Origin of the sequence: Micromonospora sp. WMMD714, assembly GCF_029581315.1 — a bacterium.
Lineage (GTDB): Bacteria > Actinomycetota > Actinomycetes > Mycobacteriales > Micromonosporaceae > Micromonospora > Micromonospora rifamycinica.
This window is the reverse complement of sequence record NZ_CP120744.1, coordinates 4,180,312-4,196,518: the sequence shown is the minus strand read 5'-3', so window position 1 is coordinate 4,196,518 and position 16,207 is coordinate 4,180,312. Positions and strand designations below refer to the sequence as shown.

Annotated in this window: 12 protein-coding genes; 8 read left to right on the top strand and 4 right to left on the bottom strand. The window is 73.1% G+C overall.

Features of this window, described 5'->3' with window-relative positions; translation table 11 throughout:
• Window position 1: 1 nt before the first annotated feature.
• Genes O7625_RS18310 through O7625_RS18300 form a run of 3 tightly spaced genes read right to left on the bottom strand, consistent with a single transcriptional unit; the run spans window position 2 to window position 2,563 of the window.
• The gene (locus O7625_RS18310; protein WP_282340146.1) at window positions 2-1,195 is read right to left on the bottom strand and encodes a CoA transferase; all 1,194 of its coding nucleotides are present in this window, start codon (window positions 1,193-1,195) and stop codon (window positions 2-4) included.
• Window position 1,196: 1 nt separating this feature from the next.
• Window positions 1,197-2,372, bottom strand: a complete 1,176-nt coding sequence (locus O7625_RS18305) for a steroid 3-ketoacyl-CoA thiolase (RefSeq protein ID WP_282340145.1) — start codon at window positions 2,370-2,372, stop codon at window positions 1,197-1,199.
• Window positions 2,369-2,563, bottom strand: coding sequence for a ferredoxin (locus tag O7625_RS18300; RefSeq protein WP_067310326.1), 195 nt, complete (start codon window positions 2,561-2,563; stop codon window positions 2,369-2,371). Before O7625_RS18300 ends, O7625_RS18305 begins: the two co-directional genes overlap by 4 nt.
• A 163-nt stretch (window positions 2,564-2,726) precedes the next feature.
• Here O7625_RS18300 and O7625_RS18295 point away from each other — a divergent pair, with 163 nt between their 5' ends.
• Genes O7625_RS18295 through O7625_RS18275 form a run of 5 tightly spaced genes read left to right on the top strand, consistent with a single transcriptional unit; the run spans window position 2,727 to window position 8,933 of the window.
• Window positions 2,727-4,364: an AMP-binding protein gene (locus O7625_RS18295; protein WP_282340142.1), complete on the top strand. Its 1,638-nt coding sequence runs from the start codon at window positions 2,727-2,729 to the stop codon at window positions 4,362-4,364.
• Between the two features lie 12 nt (window positions 4,365-4,376).
• Window positions 4,377-5,759 (top strand): FAD-dependent oxidoreductase, encoded by a 1,383-nt coding sequence (locus O7625_RS18290; RefSeq protein WP_282340140.1) that lies wholly within the window; start codon window positions 4,377-4,379, stop codon window positions 5,757-5,759.
• A 23-nt stretch (window positions 5,760-5,782) separates the two neighbouring features.
• Window positions 5,783-6,274 carry a VOC family protein gene (locus O7625_RS18285; RefSeq protein ID WP_067310336.1) on the top strand — a complete coding sequence of 164 codons (492 nt, stop codon included), beginning with the start codon at window positions 5,783-5,785 and terminating at the stop codon, window positions 6,272-6,274.
• Window positions 6,271-7,479 carry a cytochrome P450 gene (locus O7625_RS18280; RefSeq protein ID WP_282340136.1) on the top strand — a complete coding sequence of 403 codons (1,209 nt, stop codon included), beginning with the start codon at window positions 6,271-6,273 and terminating at the stop codon, window positions 7,477-7,479. The genes O7625_RS18285 and O7625_RS18280 overlap by 4 nt, the downstream gene beginning before the upstream one ends.
• Window positions 7,480-7,523: 44 nt before the next feature.
• A complete protein-coding gene (locus O7625_RS18275) occupies window positions 7,524-8,933 on the top strand; it encodes an FAD-dependent oxidoreductase (protein ID WP_282340134.1) in 1,410 nt (469 codons plus the stop codon).
• A gap of 105 nt (window positions 8,934-9,038) precedes the next feature.
• Here O7625_RS18275 and O7625_RS18270 read toward each other — a convergent pair whose 3' ends face one another.
• The gene (locus tag O7625_RS18270) at window positions 9,039-9,974 is read right to left on the bottom strand and encodes an MBL fold metallo-hydrolase (protein WP_282340133.1); all 936 of its coding nucleotides are present in this window, start codon (window positions 9,972-9,974) and stop codon (window positions 9,039-9,041) included.
• Window positions 9,975-9,977: 3 nt separating this feature from the next.
• Between O7625_RS18270 and O7625_RS18265 the strand changes: the two genes are divergently transcribed.
• The 3 genes from O7625_RS18265 (at window position 9,978) to O7625_RS18255 (ending at window position 16,147) form a co-directional block, all read left to right on the top strand.
• Window positions 9,978-11,717: an aldehyde dehydrogenase family protein gene (locus O7625_RS18265; RefSeq protein ID WP_348773955.1), complete on the top strand. Its 1,740-nt coding sequence runs from the start codon at window positions 9,978-9,980 to the stop codon at window positions 11,715-11,717.
• 44 nt (window positions 11,718-11,761) lie between these two features.
• Window positions 11,762-11,995 carry an acyl carrier protein gene (locus O7625_RS18260; RefSeq protein WP_089004283.1) on the top strand — a complete coding sequence of 78 codons (234 nt, stop codon included), beginning with the start codon at window positions 11,762-11,764 and terminating at the stop codon, window positions 11,993-11,995.
• A 129-nt stretch (window positions 11,996-12,124) separates the two neighbouring features.
• A complete protein-coding gene (locus O7625_RS18255; RefSeq protein ID WP_282340130.1) occupies window positions 12,125-16,147 on the top strand; it encodes an amino acid adenylation domain-containing protein in 4,023 nt (1,340 codons plus the stop codon).
• Window positions 16,148-16,207 lie beyond the last annotated feature (60 nt).

The window sequence follows — 16,207 nt, the reverse complement described above, 5'->3', positions numbered from 1 at the left end:
ACTATCGCCCGTCGGGTTCCGGCGCGGTGTCGGCCAGCACGTCACGGCTGTCCGCGCCGGCCGCCGGCGCACCCCGGCGGATCCGGGTCGGGGTGCGGGAGAACTTCACCGCCGGGCCGGTGAGCGGCGCGACCGTGCCGTTGTGCAGCACCGTCGGCTGGAGCATGTCCCGCGCCGACACCTGCGGATCGGCCGCGACCTCGGCCAGGGTGCGGACCCGCTCGGCCACCAGGTTCGCGGCGCGGAACGCCGCCATGACCTCGTCGACCGTACGGCTGCGGCACCACTCGGCCACCAGGGCGTCGACCTCGGCACGGTTGCGGCGGCGCTGCGCGCCCCGCCCGTAGCCGGGCGCGCGCGCCAGCTCCGGTCGGCCGATCGTCTCCGCCAGCGCCCGCCAGTGCTTGTCGAGGGCGACGGACAGGTAGACCTCGCCGCCACGGCAGGAGTAGACGTTCGACGGGACCGCGAAGTCGGTCTCGTTGCCCCACCGCGCCGGCGGCGCACCGGTCGCGGCCAGCGTCAACAGCCCGCAGCTGCTGGCGAGCAGGCTGTCGAGCATGGCCACGTCGAGGTGCTGGCCCTCCCCGGTGCGGTCGCGGTGCGCCAGGGCGGCCAGCGCCCCGACGGCCGCGTGCAGACCGGCCAGCTCGTCGGCGAGGAAGGTCGGCGCCCGGACCGGGCCGCCCGCCGGGTCGCCGTTGAGCGCCATCCAGCCGCTCGCGGCCTGCACCACCGGGTCGTACGCCGGCCGGTCGACGTCCGGGCCGAACTGGCCCCAACCGGTGATCGAGACGAACACGACGTCCGGCCGGACCCGGCGGCAGTCGGCGTAGCCGACCCCCCAGCCGTCCAGCGTGCCGGGCCTGTAGTTCTCCACCACCAGGTCCGCGTCGCGCACCAGCCCGAGGAACGCCTCCCGGCCGGCGGGCTGCCGCAGGTCCAGCCCCACGCTGCGCTTGTTCCGGTTCACCGTCTCGCGGAACCACGACAGGCCCGTGCCCGGGATCTCCGGCGGCACCTCGCCGTCGCGGCCGTACGGCAGCTCGACCCGGAGCACGTCCGCCCCCATGTCGGCGAGCAGGCTGGTGGCCAGCGGGCCGGACCACACCTTGGTCACGTCCAGCACGGACAGGCCGTTCAGGGGGCCGTCGAGGTCGTCGCGGGCCTCCCGGTAGAACTCCTCGCGCCGCACGTCACACCCGGGCCAGGATCGTCGCGGTGCCCAGGGAGCCCCCGCAGCACATGGTGACCAGCGCGGTCTGCGCGTCCCGCCGCTCCAGCTCGTGCAGCGCGGTGACCAGCAGGCGGGTGCCGCTGGAACCGAGCGGGTGACCCAACGCGATCGCCCCGCCGTTGACGTTCACCCGCTCCAGGTCGGTGTCGTGCTGCTGCGTCCAGTTGAGCACCACGCCCGCGAACGCCTCGTTGACCTCGACCAGGTCGAGGTCGGCCAGGGTCATGCCGGCGTGTGCCAGCGCCCGGCCGGTCGCCGCCACCGGCCCGTCGAGCAGGTAGTACGGGTCCGCTCCGGTGACCACCTGGGCGACCAGCCGCGCCCGGGGCCGCAGCCCCAGCGCGCGGGCGTGGGCGCGGGACATCCACAGGATCGCCGACGCGCCGTCGGAGACCTGCGAGGTGGTGCCGGCGGTGTGCACCCCGTCGGGCACGTTCGGCCTGAGCGCGGCCAACCCCTCCAGGGTGGTCGCGCGCAGCCCCTCGTCCCGGTCGACCCGGCGCGGGCCGGCGCGGTCGTCGTCGCCCGGCACCGGTGCGTCGATCCCGACCACCTCCCGGTCGAAGTGTCCGGCCGCCCAGGCCGCCGCCGCGCGGGCCTGGGAGAGCACCCCGTACGCGTCGACGTCGGCCCGGGTGAGGCCCTGCCGGGCGGCGATCCGCTCGGCACCCCCGAACTGCGCCTTCGGCGGGTCGTCCCACGGGTAGTCGGCGGTCTTGTAGTGACCGGGTCCGTTGTAGAGGTTGACACCGATCGGGACGCGGCTCATCGACTCGACCCCGCAGGCGATGCCGACGCTGATCGCGCCACTGCCGATCAGTGCGGCGACGAGGTGGTTGGCCTGCTGGGCGGAGCCGCACGAGGCGTCCACGGTGGTGCAGCCGACCGCGGGATCCCAGCCGGTGCTCAGCCAGGCGTTGCGGGTGACGTTCAGGCTCTGCTCGCCGGCCTGGGTGACGCAGCCGCCGATCACCTGCTCCACGGCGTCGGGCGGGATGCCCGCCTCGTCGACGACCGCCCGCAGCACGTGCCGGAGCAGCTCGACGCCCTTCAGCCCGGCCAGCGCGCCGCCGCGCCTGCCGATGGGGGTACGGACCGCGGCGACGACCACCGGTTCGCGGTCCGCAGGGGTCACCGCTCCTCCAGGGTGATGGCGAACTTCGGGCAGGCGTTGGCGGCCCGGGTCACCTCCGGCCACAGCTCCTGCGGTGGGTTCTCCTGGAGCACGTAGAGAAAGTCGTCGTCGCGTACCTCGAAGACCGTCGGCGCCTCGGCGGCGCAGAGGCCGTTGCTGTCACAGCTGTCAAAGTCCACACGTACCCGCATCGCGGCCGTCCTCTCCCGGTCCCGGCAACTTGCCTTCCACGGTAGTGCAGGGACTCGTATCTGGAAAATACGAGCATCGTCTTTGCGCAGACCCTTGTGTGTCTTCTGGAGCGTCGCTACGGTGCCTACGGATACCCCAGGTGATCGGCGTACGGGAGGCCCCGTGGCTGTTCGTGAAGGCTTCACCCCCTGGCCGGCGGAGTTCGTCGACCGATACCGCGAGGCCGGTTACTGGCGTGGCGAGGTCCTCGGCGACCTGTTCCGGCCGTGGGCCGACTGGGCCGGTGAGGCCCGTGACCCCGGCCGCGCCGCCGTGGTCACCCGGCACGGCCGGCACACCTACGGCGAACTCGACGCCCGCGCCGACGAGCTGGCGGCGGGCCTGTCCGAGCTGGGCGTACGCCCCGGCGACAGCGTGGTCGTGCAGCTGCCCAACACCGTCGAGTTCCTGGTCACCTGTGTGGCGCTGTTCCGGTTGGGCGCGTTGCCGGTGCTGGCCCTGCCGGCGCACCGCCGGGCCGAGCTGACCTACCTGACGCAGTACGTCGGGGCCGTCGCCCTGGTCACCGGCGACCGGGCGCCCGGAGTGGACCACCGCGCGGTGGCGCAGGAGGTCCGTGACGCCTGCCCCACCTTGCGACACGTGCTGGTGGTCGGTGACCCCGGGCCGTTCCTGGCCTGGTCGCAGGTGCGCGCCCCGGCCCGGGAGCTGCCCCGACCCGACCCGCAGGACGTGGCGTTCTTCCTGCTCTCCGGCGGGACGACCGGGCTGCCGAAGCTGATCCCCCGCACCCACGACGACTACGCCTTCCAGCTGCGCGCCACCGCCGAGGCGATGTCCTTCGACCACCGGCACGCCTACCTCGCGGCGGTGCCGGTCGCGCACAACGCCGCCCTGGGGTGCCCGGGGGTGTTCGGCGCGCTGCGGGTCGGCGGCCGGGCGGTGCTGGCGTCCAGCCCCAGCCCCGACGAGGTCTTCGCGCTGATGACCCAGGAACGGGTCACCCTCACCACCGTCATGCCGGCCGTGCTGTCGCTGTGGGTGGAGACCGCCCCGATCTTCGACGTGCACCTGCCCGAGCTGGTCATCGAGGTCGGCGGGGCGGTCCTGCACCCCGACCTCGCCCGCGCGGTCCGCCCGGCCCTGGGCGCCACGCTCACCCACTGGTTCGGCATGGCCGAGGGGGTGCTCTGCTTCACCCGCCCCGACGACGGCGACGAGGCCGCGGCGACCACCCAGGGCACCCCGATGTGCGCCGACGACGAGTTGCTCGTCGTCGACGCGACCGGCCGGCCCGTCGCGCCGGGCGAGGTCGGCGAGCTGCTGGCGCGCGGTCCGTGCACGCTGCGCGGCTACTTCGCCGTACCCGAGCACAACCGGACGACCTTCACCCCCGACGGCTTCCTGCGGACCGGCGACCTGGCCCGGATCGACCCCGAGGGCCGTCTGGTCATCTCCGGGCGGATCAAGGACGTCATCAACCGCGGCGGCGAGAAGGTGATGGCCGACGAGGTGGAGGGGCACCTGCTCACCCACGAGCGGGTCCGCGCGGCGGCGGTCGTCCCGGTCCCCGACCGGCAGCTCGGCGAGAAGACCTGCGCGGTCGTCGTCGCCGACGGTCCGCCGCCCAGCCTGGTGGAGCTGCGCAAGCTGCTGCGGGACCGCGGCCTGGCCGACTACAAGCTGCCGGACCGGTTGGCGGTGGTCGAGGCGCTGCCGCTGACCAACGTCGGCAAGGTCGACAAGCGGGCGCTGGCCGCGGCGGTCCTCGGCGACCTGACCACCGCCGCCGGTCGGTAACGGCGGCCCGGCATGACGCCCTCCCCCGACCAGGCCCGACCGGCGAGCCTCTGGCTGGACACCCTGCCCGCGTCCCTGCGGACGGTGCGCCCGGCCCTGGCCGGCGAGGCGCGGGCCGACGTGGTCGTGATCGGCGCCGGCTTCACCGGCCTGTGGACCGCCTACTACCTGACCGAGCTGGCGCCACAGCTGTCCGTGCTGGTGGTGGAGGCGGAGCACGTGGCGTACGGGGCCAGCGGACGCAACGGCGGCTGGTGCACCACGGAGATGCCCGCCCTGCTGGCCAACCTCGTACGGCGCTACGGCCCGATGGACGCCATGCGGTTCTACCGCGCCGGCCAGCGCACGCTCGACGAGATCGAACGGGTCCTCGCCGCCGAGGAGGTCGACTGCGGGTGGCGGCGGGACGGCTCGCTCTACGTGGCCCGTACCCCGCCGCAGGTGGCCCGGCTGCGCGCCTGGCAGGACATGCGCCACCAGCTCGGCATCACCGACATGACGCTGCTGTCGGCCGCCGAGACCGCCGAGCGGGTCGGCGTCGCCGGGGCGCTGCTGAGCGGCTTCACGCCGCAGTGCGCCGCGGTGCAGCCGGCGGTCATCGCGGCCGGGCTGGCGCAGGCGGTGGAGCGGCGCGGGGTCACCCTCGTCGAGGGCACCCGGGCGCTCGCCCTGCGCCCCGGTGTGGTGGTCACCGACCGGGGCACGATCCGCGCCCGCAGCGTGCTGTGCGCCACCGAGGCGTACACCGCCGGGCTGGCCGGGCACGCCCGCCGGGTGCTGCCGGTGATCTCCCGGCTGCTGGCCACCGAACCGCTGCCGGAGCAGCGCTGGCGCGCGGCCGGCTGGCGGGACCGGGTCACCGTCGCCGACTCCCGCCACCAGTTCGCCTACTTCCAGCGCACCGCCGACGACCGGCTGCTGGTGGGCGGTCGGGGGGCCGGTTACCGCCCCGGTTCCCGGCCGGACGCCGCCGACGGTTCCGGCGGGCGGGTCTTCGCCCGGCTGCGCGAGTCCCTGGCCGAGAGCTTCCCCGCCTTGGCCGACGTGCCCGTGAGTCACCGCTGGAGCGGGGCGTACGGGCTGCACCGCGACGGCGAGCCGGCGGTGGTGTACGACCGCGACAGCGGCCTCGGTCACGCCGGTGGTTACGGCGGCGAGGGCATCGCGCTGAGCAACCTCGCCGGCCGTACGCTCGCCGCCCTGGTGACCGGGGTGAAACGGCCCGAGACCCGGCTGTTCTGGACCGGGCACCGGTCGCGCCGCTGGGAGCCGGAACCGTTGCGGACCATCGGCGTGCGCGGGGTCAGCGCGCTGGCCACCGTCGCGGACCGGTACGAGGACCGGTTCCGGCGTACGGCGCCGCTGGCGGGGGCCGTCATGCGAACCGTCCTGTGACCGTCTTTCCCGAGAGGAACCCCGTGGCCAACGACGTCGCACCGCCGCTCAACGGCGGCACCCACATCAACCTGACCGTCCGTGACCTCGACCGCAGCACCGAGTGGTACTGCCGGGCGTTGGGGTTCACCGTCGTGCGCGACGCCCGGCCGGTCGAGTCGGGCTTCACCTTCCGCACGTTGCTGCACTCCCGGGCGCTGACCTCGATCGTCCTCGGGCAGGGCGACCGGCCGGTCGCCGAGCCGTTCGACGAGCGCCGGGTGGGGCTGCACCACCTGGCGTTCCACGTCCCCGAGCGGGAGGACCTGCACACCTGGGTGGCGCACCTCGACTCGGTGGGCGTCGAGCACGGCGGGGTGCAGGAGTTGTTCCTGGAGGCCGGGCACGGGGTGTGGCTGCGCGATCCGGACAACATCTGGCTGGAGCTGTACTGGCTCAACGCCGACTACTTCATGCAGCGGATGCGGGAGCACCACCGGGCCCGGCGGGCCGAGCGGGTCGGCGGGCAGCAGTGACGCTGCCCGATGCCGCCGCCCGGCCCCGGATCGCCGCGGTCGACCTGGCCTGCGCCGACGACCCCTATCCGGAGTACGAGCGGCTGCGTGCCCTGGGGCCGGTCCTGCGGGGCGAGTTCGGCCAGTGGCTGGTGGTCGACCACGCCGCGGTCAGCGCCCTGCTCCGCGACGGCCGGCTCGCCAGCCACTTCCCCCGGGAGTTCATCCGGTTGACCCTGGGGGACGGACCGGCCGCCGAGTTCCCCTCCCGCATCGTGCTCACCCAGGATCCGCCGGAGCACACCCACGCCCGCCGGATCCTCGGCCAGGCGTTCGGCACACCCCAGGTGCGGGCGATGACCCCGGCGGTGAGCGCGCTGGTCGACGGGTTGCTCGCCCCGGCCCGCGAGGCCGGTCGCCTCGATCTCGTCGCGGAGCTGGCGGTGCCGCTGCCGGTCACGGTGATCTGCCGGCTGATCGGCATCCCCGACGCTGACCGGGAGGAGGTGCTGCCCCGGGTGATCGACCTGGCCCGGGTCTTCGACGCGGCCAACCTCCGCCCCGACGAGCGCGACGGCGTGGACGCCGCCGTCGCCTGGCTGCGCGAGTACGTGACCGCGCTACTGCGTGACGCGCCGGCCGGCGAAACCACCCTGGCCGGTATGGTCGCGGCGACCCCGCCCGGACAGCGGGGCGACGTCGCGACGATCGTCGACAATCTGCTGTTCCTGTTCCACGCCGGGTTCGAGACGACCATGGGGCTGGTCTCCAACGGTTGCACGGCGTTGCTCAGGCACCCCGACCAGCTGGACCGGCTGCGCCGGGATCCGGCCCTGGTCCGCCCGGCGGTCGACGAGTTCCTCCGGTTCGACTCGCCGATCCAGAACGCGATCCGGGTGGCCCGGGAGCCGATCGAGATCGGCGGCCACAAGATCAGGGCGGGCCGGTCGGTGATGCTGCTGCTCGGCGCGGCCAACCGCGACCCGGCGGTCTTCGACCGGCCGGCGGAGCTGGACCTGTCCCGTGCCCCGAACCCGCACCTGGGCTTCGGCGGCGGCCTGCACCACTGCCTGGGCACCGCGCTGGCCCGGCTGATGGGCGAGCTGACGTTCACCGCGCTCGCCACCGGGTTCCGCGACATCGCGCTCGACGGCGACGCCCTGCGCCGCCAGCACGGAAGCCTGCGCTCCTTCGAGCGTCTTCCGCTGGCCGTCCGCCCCGCGTGACGCGTCACCCGCCAACCCCCGCGACAGCAGTTAAGGAGACCCGCATGGCGCAGTTGTCCACCGAGACGTACTGGCACTCCACCGAACCCACCGAGGTCGGCCCGCCGCTGGACGGCGACGCCTCCTGCGACGTGTGCGTCGTCGGCGCGGGCTACACCGGCCTGTGGGCGGCGCACTTCATCAAGCAGGCCGAACCGGGCATGTCGGTACGGGTGGTGGAGGCGAAGTTCGTCGGCGACGGGGCCTCCGGGATGAACGCCGGGTTCGTGCAGATGACCGCCGGCAAGGTGCTGCGCCGGATGCTCTGGTACTACGGGGCGGAGAAGGCCGGCGGGGTGTACCGGGCGGTCGCCCGGTCGATCCTGGAGATCGGCCGGTTCTGCCGGCAGAACGGCATCGACGCCCAGTACGAGAACACCGGCATCCTCCAGGTGGCCACCGACACCAAGCAGCTCGCCCGGCTGGAGCTGCAGATCAAGCGCGCCCAGCGGGCCGGGGTGACCTCGTTCCGCCTGCTCGACCGGGAACAGGCGCAGGAGCGGATCGGCTCGCCGTCCGTCCTCGGCGCGCTGAAGGTCAGCGGCGCGCTGCTCAACCCGTACCGGCTGGTGCGCGGGCTGGCCCGGGTGGTGCAGGAGCAGGGTGTGCTGCTGCACGAGCAGACCCCGGCGCAGACGGTCGAGAAGGTCGACGGGAAGTGGCGGATCACCACCCCGCACGGCACGATCACCGCCGACCAGGTGGTCGTGGCGACCGAGGCGATGCAGGGGGCGTTCCCCGAGTTGTACGCGCGCCAGATGCCGGTGTGGAACTACCTGCTGGTCACCGAGCCGTTGACGGACGAGCAGCTGGGCCGGGTCGCCTGGCCGGGGCGGGAGGGGGTGGCGAACTCGTTGTCGTTCTCCACCGCGGCCCGGCTGACGGCCGACAACCGGGTGCTCTGGGCCGGCGGCCTGTGGTACATGTTCGGCAACCGGGACACCGATCCCCGCCACCGCCGCAACGACGAGGCGTTCGACAAGCTGGGCGAGTCGTTCCGGGAGTTCTTCCCGCAGTGGCGCGACGTGCGGTTCAGCCACGGCAACGGCGGCCTGATCAGCTGGAGCCACAGCTTCATCCCGCAGTTCGGCCGGACCGACTCGGGCATGGTCTACGGCCACGGGTACACCGGCAGCGGGATCGCGGCCAGCCACACCGGCGGGAAGATCCTGCGTGACCTGGTGCTGCGTCGCCAGACGGAGTTCACGGAGCTGGCGTTCGTCACGGTCAACCAGCCCAAGTTCCTGCCCGCCCCGTTCGGCGACAAGGGCGGCGAGTTCTTCATCTGGCGGCAGCGGGTCGGCGACCGGCTCCCGCTGCTGCTGCCGTACCGGTCGGCGCTGGCACCGAAGCGGTTCTTCGCGCGTCGTGCCGCGTCCGCCGGGCGGGCCACCCCGGGACACGCCGGCGACTGACCGACCCGGCCGTCGACAGCGAACGGGTCGTCGACAGCGAACGGCCCGTGACGCCGACGGGTACGCCGCCCGGCGTCGCGGGCCGCCGGCCGTGCCGGCCGCCGCTCAGTCGGCGGCCGGCACGGCCGGGGTGCGGTGCAGGGTGCGGCTCTGGCCCACCGCCAGGTCCCACAGGTCCTCGGCGGCCCGCCCGCTGGCCTGCCACGCCTGCCGGGCCTGGTGCAGCGGCTCCAGCGGCGCCTCGGCGGAGAGCGCGAAGGTGCCCCAGTGCATGGTGGCCATCCGCTGGGCGGCCAGGTCGCCGCAGGCGCGTACCGCCTCCGCCGGGCTCATGTGCAGCGGCTTCATGAACCAGCGGGGCAGGTACGCGCCGACCGGCATCAGGGCGAGGTCCGGCGGGCCGCAGCGACGCCCGATCTCGGCGAAGTACGGTCCGTAGGCGGAGTCCCCGGCGAAGAAGACGCGCTGGGGCGCGGCGTCGACGGCCGGATCGGCGTCGGTCGTCAGCATCCACCCGCCCCACAGGCTGCGGCAGCCGTCGAAGAGGGTCCGGCGGCTCCAGTGGTGCACCGGGACGAACTGGAACTCCACCGCGCCGAGGCGGGCGCTCTCCCACCAGTCCAGCTCGGTGACGGCGGTGAACCCGAGCCGGCGGAACCACCAGCCCAGCCCGCCGGGGACCAGCATCAGGACGTGCCGCGGCAGCCGGCGGATGGTCGGCGCGTCGAGGTGGTCGAAGTGGTTGTGGCTGATGACCACGGCGTCCACCGGCGGGAGGGCCTCCCAGCGCAGGCCGGGCGGGGTGAACCGGGGCCGCACCCCGGGGATGCGCCGGGACCAGACCGGATCGGTGAGCACGACGAGGCCACCGATCTGGAGCACGTACGAGGCGTGCCCGACCCACGTCGCTACCACCTCGCCGGGGCCGGCGGGTGGCAGTTCGTCCACGCCGGGGTGAACGGGAATCTGGTCGACCTGGCTGAGATCGGGTCGCATCCCGCCCTCGGCGATCAGCTTGCGGACCGCCGGGGAACCGGGCACCGGATGGGTCAGCCGATCGGCGAAGCTGGCCGGCCAACTCCGTCTGCCACGCTTCTTGGCAAGTATCCTGTCAAAGACGTGATAAACACTCCGCGGATATCTCATCATGCACCCCGATGCTCTCGCCCGCAGACCCTGTACCTGGCAACACTCGCGCCATCAGTTAAGTCCGATCGAGGGTATGCCGAGGCTGGTATTTGCGCTAGCGTCTCTCGCATGTCGGCGACCACACACACCGACAGGCTACATTTGTCCTGTCTGGAGGATATGCCTCACGAGCTGTTCATCGGAGGCAAGTGGACGCCCGCTGACAACCACCGTCTGTTAACGTCGTTTCGTCCCTCTACCGGAGAGACACTAGCGACGGTTGCGCATGCCGGTGCCTCCGACGTGAGCCGTGCCGTCGCCGCGGCGGGGGTCGCCGGTCGGCCCGGCTCCCGATGGCACCGGATGTCTCCGGCCGCCCGGTCGCGCCTTTTGCACCGGATCGGCGACCTCATCCTCGACCACGCCGACCGGCTGGCCATGATCGACTGTCTCGACAACGGCAAGCCGCTGCGGGTGGCCCGGGCCGGCGACGTGCCGGCCGCCGCGGCGGTCTTCCACTACATGGCCGGTTGGCCCGGCCGGTTGAACGGTGAGCACGTCCCGCTCTACACCGGCAGCCCGGAGCGGCACCTCGCGCTGACCGTGCCGGAGCCGGTGGGTGTGGTGGCGGCCATCGTGCCGTGGAACTTCCCGCTCTACATGGCGGCGGCCAAGGTGGCACCCGCCCTGGCGGCGGGCTGCACCGTGGTGCTCAAGCCCGCCGAGCAGACGCCGCTGTCCGCGTTGGCGCTGGCCCGGCTCACCCAGGAGGCCGGCCTACCACCGGGGGTGCTGAACGTCGTCACCGGCGACGGCGGCACCGGTGCGGCGCTCGCCGCGCACCCCGGGGTCGACAAGGTCACCTTCACCGGATCGACCGAGGTCGGCCGCAGCATCGTCCGGGCCGCGGCGGTCGACTTCCGCCGGGTGACCCTGGAGCTGGGCGGCAAGTCACCGAACATCGTGTTCAGCGACGCCGACCTGCCACAGGCGGTGGCGGGCGCGGCCCACGCGATCTTCTACAACCAGGGCGAGACCTGCGTGGCCGGTTCCCGGCTGTACGTGCAGCGGCCGGTCTTCGACGAGGTCGTGGCGGGCATCCGGGAACGGGCCGCGGCGATCAGGCTCGGCGACGGTCTGGACCGGGACACCGACATGGGTCCGTTGATCTCCGCGGAGCACCGGGTGCGGGTGCTGTCCTACCTGCGCTCGGCCCGTGACGGCGGGGCACAGGTCACCGGCGGCCACCCGCCGGACTCGCCCGGTTACTTCCTCGCTCCGGCCGTGGTGACCGGTGCCGACCCGCAGGCGCCGGTGGTCCGCGAGGAGGTCTTCGGTCCGGTGCTGGTGGCAGAGCCGTTCGACACGGTGCAGGAGGCGGTGGCGATGGCCAACGACAGCCCGTACGGCCTCGCCGCCGGCGTCTTCACCCGCGATCTCGGCCTGGCGCACCAGGTCGGCCGCCGGCTGCGCGCCGGCACCGTGTGGATCAACAGTTGGCACGTGCTCGATCCGGCGTTGCCCTTCGGCGGGGTGCGGGCCTCGGGTTGGGGACGAGAAATGGGCAGAGCGGGCGTAGACGCCTTTCTCGAAACAAAAACACTGGTCAATGACCTCGGCAGCCACCAGTGGGGGCCGACACCTGCTTCGAGGTGAGCACCGGCCGCGCTCGGCGACCGGGCACGTTGTGGGGAGGCATCGTGACAAGCGAAGAGCAGATGCTCGACATCTGGAAGAACGTTTCCGGTCGCCCGGTGGGGCCGGACACCGACTTCTTCGACGATCTCGAAGGCGATTCGATGGCGGCTGCGGCCATCGTGCACTGGGTGAACATCGTCTTCGGCGTGCAACTACCGATGATCGAGGTTTTCGACCGGCCCACCCCGGCGGAGCTGGCCGGTGTGGTGGACGAACTGAGGGCCGCCGCCCGGTAGCCGGCGCACCGCTCTCCCTCGCCCGGCCACCAGGCCTCACTGGTCGGCCGTACTCCAGAGACTGTCCGGAGCGCACCTCCGGCGGGGCATTCGTACCGCTTCGTTCAACCCGCACCCAGAGGGAACGTCATGGACATCGCCAGATCGGAGCACCACCCCTCCTCCGCCAGCGCCCCACCGGCCCCGCCGCTGGCACCGTCCCGCGCGGACGCCGTGGGCGCCCGTTCGGCGCCGCTGAGCGACCTGCAGTACGCGTACCTGCTCGGCGAGCTGGGCAACTTCCAGCTCGGCGGCCCCGCCCTCTTCTTCGAGGAGTACGCCTGCCAGGAGCTGGACGTCCGGGCGTTCAGCGCGGCCCTGCACCAGCTCATGGCCCGGCACGAGATGCTCCGCGCGTCGTTCGACGAGGCGGGCCTGCTGCACGTCCAGGACGAGGTGCCGGTGCCGCTGACCTACCGGTCACTGCGTGGTCAGCCGGAACAGGTCTGCCGGCGGCTGCTCACCCGCAACCGCGAGCGCTGCTACGACGAGGGGCCACCACGACGCGTCGGGCACGCTCCGTTCGAGATCTTCGTCTTCGCGCTGGACACCCACGTCGTGGTGCAGGTGTGCGCGCGGCTGCTGGCCATCGACGGCTTCTCGGGTGAGATCTTCGCCCAGGAGCTGCGGGCGCTGCTCAACGGTGAGTCCCTGCCCCCGCTGCGGTACACCTTCCGGGAGTACCGCAACGAGTGCGAGCGACGCACCGAGAGCGACGCGCACGAGCAGGCCCGTCGGTACTGGCTGGACCGGCTGGACAGCCTGCCCGCCGCGCCGGAGCTGCCCCGCCGCCGGACGACCAGCGATCCCAGCCCCCGCCTGGTGCGTCGGGTCTTCAAGCTGACCCCGGAGCAGTGGGTCGGCCTGGCCGCGCGGATCAGGAAGAACCGGCTCACCGGCACGATGGTGCTCGGCACGGCCTTCTGCGAGGTGCTGCGGCACTGGTCCAAGAACGCCGACTTCACCATCAACATCATGTACGGCGACCGGCTGCCCTTCCACCCGGAGGTCGACAAGCTCATCGGCAACTTCAGCAGCACCCTGCTGATGGAGTGCCGGCAGAGTCCGGGCGACACCTTCCTCGACCGGGCCCGCACCTGGCGGCGGCAGCTGCTCCAGGACATGGCGCACTCGTCCTTCGGCGGGGTCTCCGTCATCCGGCAGCTCAACCAGCGGACGGGCAACGCCCGCAACGCGCTGATGCCGGTGGTCTTCACCAGCATGCTCGGCGTCGGGGAGCCGGACAGCGGGGTCTTCCTGGAGCACCTCGGCTGGCAGCGGCTGGAGGGCCGGGTGCGTACCCCCCAGGTCGCGCTGGACCACCAGGTGTTCGTGGCCGGCAACGCCCTCGTCACCACCTGGGACAGCGCTGACGACCTGTACCCGGCCGGCATGATCGACGACATGTTCGCGGCCTACCGGTCCCTGCTCGTCCGGCTGGCCACCGAGGACGCGGCGTGGGAGACGGAGTCGTTCGACCTCACCCCGGCGGCCCAGTTGAAGATCCGCGAGCAGGTCAACAACACCGCCGCCCCGGCCCGGGTGGCCACCATGCACCAGCTCTTCGCGGAGCAGGCGCAACGGCAGCCGGACCGGCCCGCGGTGATCGCCGAGGGCCGGGAGATCACCTACGCCCAGCTCTGCGACCGGGCCAACGCCCTCGCCGCGGAGCTGGTCGAGGCCGGGGTCCGGCCGGGCGAGCTGGTCGGCGTGCAGGCGCTCCGCGGGGCACACCAGATCATCGCCCTGCTCGGGGTGCTGATGGCCGGCGCGGCGTACGTGCCGGTCTCGCCCCAGTGGCCCCGGCGTCGGCGTGAGCAGGTGGTCGAGATCTGCGGACTGCGGGTGCTGCTGGCCGACCGCAGCGTCCAGGGTGAGGAACCGTACCCGGGCGCGCGGACCGTCGACATCGCCACCGCCGTCGCCCGGCAGGACGGCGCGGCGGCTCCGGCGGTGGAGGTCAGCCCGGACTCGCTGGCGTACGTCATCTTCACCTCCGGCACCTCGGGCACGCCGAAGGGCGTGATGATCTCGCACGGCAGTGTCGTCAACACCCTCGTCGACATCAACGAGCGGTTCGGGCTCAGCCCCCGCGACCGGGTGCTCGCCGTCTCCGACTACACGTTCGACCTGTCGGTGTGGGACGTGTTCGGGATGCTCGCCGCGGGCGGGGCGGTGGTCGTCCCGACCGCCGGGCAGGAACGGGAGGTCACCCACCTCTACGAGCTGTGTCAGGCCACCGGGGTGACGGTGTGGAACAGCGTGCCGGCCTACCTGGCGATGTTCGTGGAGTTCGTCCGCACCAGCGGTCGGCCCCCGCTCGGCGAGCTGCGGCTGGCGATGGTCAGCGGCGACTGGGTGCCGATCAACCTCGGCGCGGAGCTGGCCGAGATCGCCCCGCACGCGGCGTGCGCCAGTCTCGGGGGTGCGACCGAGGCGTCCATCTGGTCCAACTACCACCCGGTGCCGGTGCGGGTGCCGTCGCACTGGATCTCGATCCCGTACGGCCATCCGCTGCGCAACCAGCGTTTCCAGGTGCTCGACGCCCGGCTGCGGGACCGCCCCGACTGGGTGCCCGGCGAGCTGTTCATCGGCGGGCGCGGCCTCGCCGTGGGCTACCTGGGCGACGAGGAGCTGACCGCCGCGTCGTTCCTGGTGCACCCGCGGCAGCAGGAACGGATCTACCGCACGGGTGACTGGGCCCGCTACTGGCCCGACGGCACGCTGGAGTTCCTCGGCCGGGAGGACCCGCAGGTCAAGGTCAACGGCTTCCGGGTGGAGCTCGGCGAGATCGAGGCCGCGCTGCTGGCGCACCCGGCGGTCAGCGACGCGGCCGTGGTCACCCGTACCGACGGCCGGGCCGTGTCGCTCGTCGCCTTCGTGGCCTCGCCGGAACCGGCCGGCGAGTTGGTCCCGCAGCTGACCGAGCACCTGACGTCCCGCCTGCCGGGCTACATGGTGCCGCGCAGCATCGACGTGGGGCAGCGACTGCCGCTGACCGCCAACGGCAAGGTCGACCGGCGGGAGCTGACCGAGCGGGCGGCCGGCGTGGGGGCGGCCCCGCAGGTCGGCGACGACGCGCCCCGCACCGACACCGAGCGGAGCCTGGCCACGGTGTGGCAGGAGCTGTTGGAGGTGCCGGAGGTCGGCCGTTCCGTCGGCTTCTTCGCCTACGGCGGCAGCTCGCTGTTGGCGGCCCGCCTGATGAACCGCATCGAGCAGGAGTTCGGGCGGCGGTTGCCGCTGGCCACGCTCTACACCTCGGGCACCGTCGCCGAGCTCGCCGCCGTCCTCGACGCCGCCTGCCGCCCGGAGCCGACCCGCAGCCTGGTCGTCCTCTCCGACGACGGGCAGCGTCCGCTGGTCCTGGTCCATCCGGTCGGCGGTGACCTGCTGTGCTACCGCCCCCTGGTCGCCGAGCTGGGCGAGCGGTACCGGGTGCTGGGCCTGACCGCGCCGTCCCCGCCGCAGCCGGGGGTGACCATCGAGGAGCTGGCCACCCGCTACCTCGCGGAGCTCACCGCGGAGCTGGGCGACGAGCCGCCGGACCGGCCGCTCCGGTTGGCCGGCTGGTCGCTGGGCGGCGTGGTGGCGTACGAGATGGCCCGGCAGTTGCACCGGCAGGGCCGGCGGTGCGCGGTGCTGCTCATCGACCCGTGGGTGGGCTGCGGCGGCCACCGCACCGTCGACGACGCGTCCCTCGTCAAGGCGTTCCTGCACAACCTGGTCGGCACGCCGGTGGAGGTGGCCAGCGACCCGTGCGCCCCGAACGCCGCCCTGGAGACGCTCCGCCGGACGTGGGCGTCGCCGCCCCCGCAGCTCAAGGAGCTCACCGCCTGGTCGTACGCCGAGTTGCAGGCGATGTACGGGGTGTTCGAGGCCAACACCCGGGCGCTGCTGCGGTACTCCATCGTCGCCGAGGAGGGGGTGGAGGTGGACGTGGTGGAGGCGTCACGGGGGCTCGTCGGCCCGGCGTCGGGTTACCTGTCGCCGCTGCGGCACGCCGCCGCCCAGCTCCCGGTCCGGCTGCACATGCTGGAGGCCGACCACTTCACCGTGGTCGACGGGGAACACGCCGGGGCGGTGGCCCGGTTGATCGACGACATGCGGTGACCGGTCCGGGCCCGCGACGCCGGTCGTACGCGTCGCGGGCCCGGACCGCCGGTGCGGCGG

Excerpts from the sequence above, each read along its gene's own strand:
- O7625_RS18300 (WP_067310326.1), bottom strand. The coding sequence starts at position 2,563 with ATGCGGGTACGTGTGGACTTTGACAGCTGTGACAGCAACGGCCTCTGC.
- O7625_RS18290 (WP_282340140.1), top strand. The coding sequence starts at position 4,377 with ATGACGCCCTCCCCCGACCAGGCCCGACCGGCGAGCCTCTGGCTGGAC.
- O7625_RS18275 (WP_282340134.1), top strand. The coding sequence starts at position 7,524 with ATGGCGCAGTTGTCCACCGAGACGTACTGGCACTCCACCGAACCCACC.
- O7625_RS18265 (WP_348773955.1), top strand. The coding sequence starts at position 9,978 with ATGGGTCAGCCGATCGGCGAAGCTGGCCGGCCAACTCCGTCTGCCACG.
- O7625_RS18255 (WP_282340130.1), top strand. The coding sequence starts at position 12,125 with ATGGACATCGCCAGATCGGAGCACCACCCCTCCTCCGCCAGCGCCCCA.